The organism is Acidimicrobiia bacterium, assembly GCA_040880805.1.
GTDB lineage: Bacteria > Actinomycetota > Acidimicrobiia > IMCC26256 > DASPTH01 > DASPTH01.
Genome location: JBBDHW010000063.1, coordinates 4,528 through 10,815 on the forward strand (window position 1 = coordinate 4,528; position 6,288 = coordinate 10,815).

Consider the following 6,288-nt stretch of genomic DNA (forward strand, 5'->3'; position numbering starts at 1 on the left):
GCGCGGCGATGCGTGCGGCCGCCGAGGCGTGTGACATCCCCCTTCCGGCGCACGGTCCGCGTTTCCAGCTCAGCGACACCCAGAAGCAGTGTCTGACCGACCAGGGTGTGACGCTGCCGGAGAGGTCTGCGAACGGTGAGCGTCCGGCGCCGCCGACCGACGAGCAGCGCGCGGCGATGCGTGCGGCCGCCGAGGCGTGTGACATCCCCCTTCCGGCGCACGGCGGGCCGGGCCAGGGTCAGGGCGGCACATCGATCTAGCGCGGAGCGCTCGCGCGGAGCGCGTAGCCCCCGTGTCTCCGAGTTCGGGGCACTCACCCGGTTCCCCCCTACCGGGTGAGTGCCCTTTCTTCACTTGGTTCGCTCTCCGCCGGCCTGTGGGTCGCCGACGTCGAACCACCACCCGGCGAGCTGCTCCAACTCGCGCACTGTGACGCGGAGCTCGTCGCTGAGCAGGCCAGGTAGGCGCGCCGAGAGCACGATCGACGACGACCGGTAGTACCAGAGCTGGTCGACCGCGCCCGCGTGGAAACGCCCCCAGGTCTCGGGGCCGTGGCGCCGCAGGTCGGCGAGCGTGGTCCGTGCGTTGGAGAGCGCGTCGGCCGCGCGCACCCGCAACACCGACTCCGACGTCTTCGGATCGCGCAGGTGCTCGATCGAACGCGTCTTCCGCTCGCGCCAGTTCGCTGCGTCGCGCGGTTGCTTCTTCCGCTTCGCCCTCTTACCGGTGGGAACGTCGGTGCATCCGGCAACGATGCGGGCCACCTTGCGCCCGAACCGTTTCCGGATCTGCTTGCGTGTGACCGAGGCGTCCTCGATCGCGTCGTGCAGCAGCGCCGCGATCGCCTCGGTCTGGTTGCCGCCGCCCTCGAGCACGAGCGACGCGACGTCGAGTAGGTGCGCGGCATATGGGACGGCCGTTCCCTTCTTCGTCTGCGCACGGTGCAGCGAGCACGACCACTCCACCGCCTTCGCGAACCGACGGTCGAGCACGACGACGACCTTGTCCGACGTGTTGTCAGTCGGCATTGCGCGCCTTCACGACGTTGCGCTCGTGCTCGGCCTGCGTGGTCGCGAAGTACGTCTTCCTGTTCTTGTCGGACACGTAGTACTTGTAGCCGACCCATGCAGGGTTGAGCACGGCGTTGAGCGCGTTCGCATCGACCGTTTCGATCGGTGTGGGCGGCAGCCCCAGCACCTTGTACGTATTGTAGGGCGAGTTGATCTTCTTGTCGGCGTCGATCGGGACCGGCGGGCAGCCACCTTTCGCGTAGCAAAGGGTCGCGTCGATCTGCAACAGCATGTTCGAACGAAGACGGTTGACGATCACCGCCGCGATCAGCGGCGAGTCCTCGTTCCGGCCGGACTCGGCTTGCACCAGCGAGGCGGCAACCAACACCTGGTACGGCGAGAGCCCGAAGTTCTGCCCGTTCCCGAGACCCGCGGCGTCGGCGCGCTTGTCGAACTCGTCGACGATCCGATGGAGGATCTGGTCCTCGGTCTCGTTGGCACCCACGAGGTAGGTGTCGGGCCACGTGAGCCCTTCGAGTGAGTTCACACCGTCGGGTTCGTACCTCGATCGGATCACGCCCGAGTTCGCGACTTGCAGGAACCGGTCCTTGTCCTTGCCGGGAAGCCTGCCGACGCGCTCCGCGATCGCGGTGATGCTGAGGCCCGGCGGTAACAGCAGCGGGATGTCGGGAATCTCGGCGGCCGGGCCGCCGCGCAGCGCGTTGAGTGCCGCCTGCGCGGAGTTGTTGATGCCGAACACGTAGCGACCCGCCGGGAACCCGTTGACGCCCGCCGCCGCCGCGATCTGTTGGAACTCGGCGGAGGAGGCGATCACGCCCTCCCGCTGGAGCTCGTTGCCCACTTCCTTCGGCCCCCAGCCCTGCTGGACCTCGACGACCCGGTCGGTGCTCTTGTCGTGCTCGACGTTCGCGAAGACCCAGGCGGAGGCGATCACGATCGGAGTCAGCAGTGCCAGGACCGCGCAGAACGCAGCCAGGTTCCGTCGCCGCGTCCGGGTGATCTCGGCTTCGCGCCCGGCGCGCCGGGTGGTCGGGGTGGATGGTGGCACGGTCAGATGCTCATCGGTCGCGCCGCCGCGAGTCAATGTGAGGCGGCTGTGGGACAATGCCGCGATGCGCTTCGCATTGAAGACTGCCCCGCAGCACACGACGTGGCCGGACATGCTGGCCGTCTGGCAAGCCGCCGACGAGATCGAGCTGTTCGAGTCGGCTTGGACGTTCGACCACTTCTATCCGATCCACTCCGACTCTACCGGTCCGTGCATGGAGGGCTGGGTCACGACCACGGCGCTCGCGCAGGCCACCAAGCGGCTCCGCGTGGGTGTGCTCGTGACCGGAGTGCCCTACCGCCACCCTGCCGTGCTGGCCAACATGGCAGCCACGCTCGACATCATCTCCGGTGGGCGGCTCGAGCTCGGCATCGGCGCCGGCTGGAACCAGGAGGAGGCGAACGCGTACGGCATCGATCTCCATGCCACGCTGCGGGAGCGGTTCGACGCGTTCGACGAGTCGTGTGAGGCGATCATCGGCCTGCTCACGAACGAGACCACTACTTTCGAGGGGAAGTACGTGCGGCTCGAGAACGCCCGCTGCAACCCGAAGCCGTTCCAGCGGCCACACCCTCCGATCTGCATCGGGGGCGGCGGCGAGCGGCGCACCCTCCGTTCGGTCGCACGATTCGCGCAGCACTGGAACTTCCCCGGCGGGTCGGTGGAGCAGTTCCTCTCCAAGCGCGACGTGCTGCGCAAGCACTGCGACGCCGTTGGGCGCGACCCGGCCGAGATCACGACGTCGACACATCTCCGCGGTGGTAGCGGCGTTGGTGCGCTCGACATCGACGAGCTCGTCGGCCAGGCGAAGCGTTATGCCGACGCCGGTCTCGACCTCGGCATCGTGTACCTGCCGGTGCCCCACACCCCCGACGTGCTCGACGACGTAGCCACGGCGCTCACGCCCCTCGCTTCCTGAGGCGGCCGCGACGGGGGCTCCACATGTTCAGAGCGTCCACCCCGCGGCTTTGCGCTCCGCGCACGTGGGGCAAATGGGATAACGCGACGGGTCGCGCGTGGGCACCCATCTCTTCCCGCACAGCGCCTCGATCTCCTCGCCCGTGACGTAGGCACGCGCGACGTCTTCTTTGCGGCAGTAGTGCGCGAAGCGGTCGTGGTCGCCGCCGTCGGTGTCGACGGCGTCGGGCGCGGGCGCGTCGACCGGTGCGGTGATGATCTCGGTCATGGGTGCACAGGGTACCGTCGGAGCCGTGCCCGACTTCGCCGACGATACGAGCAGCGAGCTCGAGCGAAAGTCCAAGGCCCTGGCGGTGATGGCGCTGCTGGAGACCTTCACCTACCTCGTGCTGTTCTACTTCTGGATCGTCGCGCCCGACGACGTGGCCAAGCGTCTGGTGGGCTTCTTCCACGGTCTCGTGTGGATGGCATTCGTCGCGATGACGGTGATCATCCGATCCGACATCGGGTGGACGTGGGGCTACACCGCCCTCGTGGTGCTCACGGGGCCGATCGGTGGGGTGCTCGTGTTCATGAGGATCCGGCGGACCCCGCGAGAAGCGCTCGTACCTCCTCGATCGCACGCCGAAGGTCACTGACCTCGCGTTCCTGGGCGCGATCGGTGCCGAGGAACAAGAACACGCAGCGCGCAACCGGCTCACCGGTGGCGGCTTCGAGCGCGAGCGCGTACGACGCGCCCTGCAACCGATAGCGCGCGACCTTGGCGTCGAGGTCCGACTCGTTGCCCCACGCGTCGGTCTTGTAGTCGACGACGATCAGACCCTCACTCGTGCGGTAGACGAGGTCGACGTAACCCTCGAGTGTGTGACCATCGATTCGCGTCGCGACGTACATCTCTCTGTGAAGGCGGTCGCCCGTAGTTGCCTCGCGCACTGTGGCGGACGTGAGCGCGCTGCGGGCGAGGGCAGCGATGTCGCGCTCCCTTCCGATCACGCCCTCCGCCGCAGCCTGCGCGGCCGCGGTCTCGTCGATGCCCTCGCCGGTGACGAGGTCGACCGTTTGGAGCACCGCGTGCACCGCGCTGCCGACCGCGGTGCCGTAGCGGCCCTTGTTCCAGGGTGGCAGCTCGAGGTCGCGCGCGTCTTTGGCCAGGCCGGGGTCGGCGCGCGCGGCGGCTTCGGTGGCGATCGCGGTGGCCGACCACACGCGTGGACGCGCCCCGTTCGTGAGAGCGGCGGCGCGCGCGGCGACCCATTCGTCCCAAGGGAGGAACGGGACCATCGCCGCGAGCGGTGGTGCGGCCGCGAGCGGCGGTCGACCAGCAGGCTCGAGTTTCGTCCAGTGCGGCGCTTCGCGCGCGGCCGACCAGAGGAGCTCCGCGTGTGTCCACTTCGTGCGATCTGACGGATCGGGCTCGCGCGTGGTGCGGTGCACCGACACGACCAAGTGGTCGCGCGCGCGCGTGAGCGCGACGTAGAGCAGCCGGATCTTCTCGTGGAAGTCCATCTGCTCGTCGATCGGCTGGTAGCGCTCGAACTCCTCGGTGGTGACACGTGACGAGACCCGAAGTGCGTAGGTGTCGGAGTCGTGGGGGAAGAGGAGCTCCACGCCGCTCCGGTACCGGCGCACTCCGGTGGTCATACCGGAGACGATCACGATGGGGAACTCCAGGCCCTTCGCGCCGTGGATCGTGAGGATGCGCACCGCGTCGTCGTCGGTCTCGGGCAGCACGGTCTCCACGACCCGCGCTCCCTCGGCGCTCTGGAGGTCGGCCCAGCGCAAGAAGTCGCGCACGCTCCCGGACTGAGCCTCCGAGAACGCGCGGGCCTGATCGATCACGAACCTCACGCGGCGCCACAGGTCGCGCGGCCGTCCGTGTGCGAACCCCACCTCGAGCACGCGCCGTTCGCGCACGATGCGGTCGAGGAGCTCGCTCGGTCCGAGCCACAGTCGCGCCTCGTGCCAAGCCGCCAGCGCGCGCATCGCTTCGCCGCACGCGTGATCGGGCGGCAGTGACTCGGGAAGCGGAGCCTGGTGGTTCCAGCGCCCGCCGTGCTCGATCCGGAACGTGTAGAGGTCGTCGTCGCCGCAGCCGAGCAGGGGCGAGCGCAGGGCGCTCACGAGCGAGAGCTCGTCGGTGGGGTCGTCGACGGCCTGCAACACGAGTAGGAGGTCGCGGATCTCGCGCGTGCCGTAGACGAGTGACGACGTTTCCGCGCGGTACGGGATGCCGGCGGCGTCGAGCGCGTCCTCGAGGTGGCCGAGCGACGTGCGCGCGGGCAGCAGGATCGCGATATCGCCCAGGCGGCACGGTTCCCATACATCTGTCTCGGCCCTGTGCTCCCGCCGTGATACCGACCAGCTCTCGGCGAGGGCCGTGCTCACCGCGGTGGCGACGTCGGCGGCCTCGCGCTCGCGGAGCGCGTCGGCGCGCGGGCCGTCGTCGTGCGGCACCACACCCAGCAACACTGGTTCCGGCCTGATGGGTGCGTCGCCGCGGTCGGGGACGAGCGCGACGTACTCGGGTTGTGACTCCGGTTCGGCGACGATCAGGTCGCGGAACACGTGGTTCACGAACTCGATCACCTGCCGGGTGGTTCGGAAGTTGCGGGTGAGGTGACGCGGCGCGGCTCCGAACGCCGAACGGGCTCGCAGGAACGCCGCGATGTCGGCGCGGCGGAACCGGTAGATCGACTGCTTCGGGTCGCCGACCACGAACAGCCGCCCGGGGTCGACCACGATGTCGTCCCATTGCCGATCGCGCGCGTCCGGGTCGTCGGAAGCGAGGAGCGCGGCGAGGTCGCACTGGATGGGATCGGTGTCTTGGAACTCGTCGAGCAGCAGGTGCGTGTACCGGGCGCGGAGCCGCCGCCTCACTTCCCAACCGTGCTGTGGGCTGCGCAGGACCGCGCGGGAGAGCACGAGCAGATCGTGGAACTCGAGGCGCCCGCTGCGACGGCGTTCGTCGGCCTCGCGCAAGGTGAACTGCGCGATCTCCCACGCGAGCCGTCGCACCGTGGCTTCGGTGATCGTCCGGGTGATCGCCGCCGCCTGCTCGCGCACGGCCGCGACCCGCGACCGCACGGAGTCGACGTTGGACGACGACGGCCAGTTGTCCTTGCGTCCGGACCTCGCGCTGAACCTCGGGAGGCCCTCGGTGAGCAGCCGGAGCTGCTCGTACTCGTCGGGCGCGCGCTCGAAACGGTCGCGCCACGCCGCGAGCTCCACCAGGCCGAGGGCGAGCTTGTCGTCGGGGTCGGTGCACGAGCTCGCGAGCGCTCAGACATCGCG

The 6,288-nt window shown here is 69.2% G+C and carries 7 protein-coding genes; 3 read left to right on the plus strand and 4 right to left on the minus strand.

Going from position 1 to position 6,288, the window contains the following annotated elements:
- The coding region (locus tag WD271_16915; protein ID MEX1009500.1) for a hypothetical protein at positions 1-260 on the plus strand (260 nt) is incomplete at its 5' end.
- Positions 261-350: 90 nt separating this feature from the next.
- On the opposite strand, the gene WD271_16920 is transcribed toward WD271_16915, so the two are convergent.
- Together WD271_16920 and mltG are read right to left on the minus strand one after the other, a co-directional pair.
- Positions 351-1,028 carry an HD domain-containing protein gene (locus tag WD271_16920; protein ID MEX1009501.1) on the minus strand — a complete coding sequence of 226 codons (678 nt, stop codon included), beginning with the start codon at positions 1,026-1,028 and terminating at the stop codon, positions 351-353.
- Entirely contained in the window at positions 1,018-2,079 is a 1,062-nt protein-coding gene (mltG, locus tag WD271_16925; GenBank protein ID MEX1009502.1) for an endolytic transglycosylase MltG, read from the minus strand. The genes WD271_16920 and mltG overlap by 11 nt, the downstream gene beginning before the upstream one ends.
- Positions 2,080-2,143: 64 nt before the next feature.
- Between mltG and WD271_16930 the strand changes: the two genes are divergently transcribed.
- Positions 2,144-2,998: an LLM class F420-dependent oxidoreductase gene (locus tag WD271_16930; protein MEX1009503.1), complete on the plus strand. Its 855-nt coding sequence runs from the start codon at positions 2,144-2,146 to the stop codon at positions 2,996-2,998.
- A gap of 27 nt (positions 2,999-3,025) precedes the next feature.
- Here WD271_16930 and WD271_16935 read toward each other — a convergent pair whose 3' ends face one another.
- The gene (locus WD271_16935; protein MEX1009504.1) at positions 3,026-3,265 is read right to left on the minus strand and encodes a DUF3039 domain-containing protein; all 240 of its coding nucleotides are present in this window, start codon (positions 3,263-3,265) and stop codon (positions 3,026-3,028) included.
- A 25-nt stretch (positions 3,266-3,290) separates the two neighbouring features.
- Here WD271_16935 and WD271_16940 point away from each other — a divergent pair, with 25 nt between their 5' ends.
- Entirely contained in the window at positions 3,291-3,635 is a 345-nt protein-coding gene (locus tag WD271_16940) for a DUF3817 domain-containing protein (GenBank protein ID MEX1009505.1), read from the plus strand.
- On the opposite strand, the gene WD271_16945 is transcribed toward WD271_16940, so the two are convergent.
- Entirely contained in the window at positions 3,568-6,225 is a 2,658-nt protein-coding gene (locus WD271_16945) for a UvrD-helicase domain-containing protein (protein MEX1009506.1), read from the minus strand. The two genes, WD271_16940 and WD271_16945, sit on opposite strands and share 68 nt — an antisense overlap.
- Between the last annotated feature and the right edge of the window lie 63 nt (positions 6,226-6,288).

Excerpts from the sequence above, each read along its gene's own strand:
- WD271_16920 (MEX1009501.1), bottom strand. The coding sequence starts at position 1,028 with ATGCCGACTGACAACACGTCGGACAAGGTCGTCGTCGTGCTCGACCGT.
- WD271_16930 (MEX1009503.1), top strand. The coding sequence starts at position 2,144 with ATGCGCTTCGCATTGAAGACTGCCCCGCAGCACACGACGTGGCCGGAC.
- WD271_16935 (MEX1009504.1), bottom strand. The coding sequence starts at position 3,265 with ATGACCGAGATCATCACCGCACCGGTCGACGCGCCCGCGCCCGACGCC.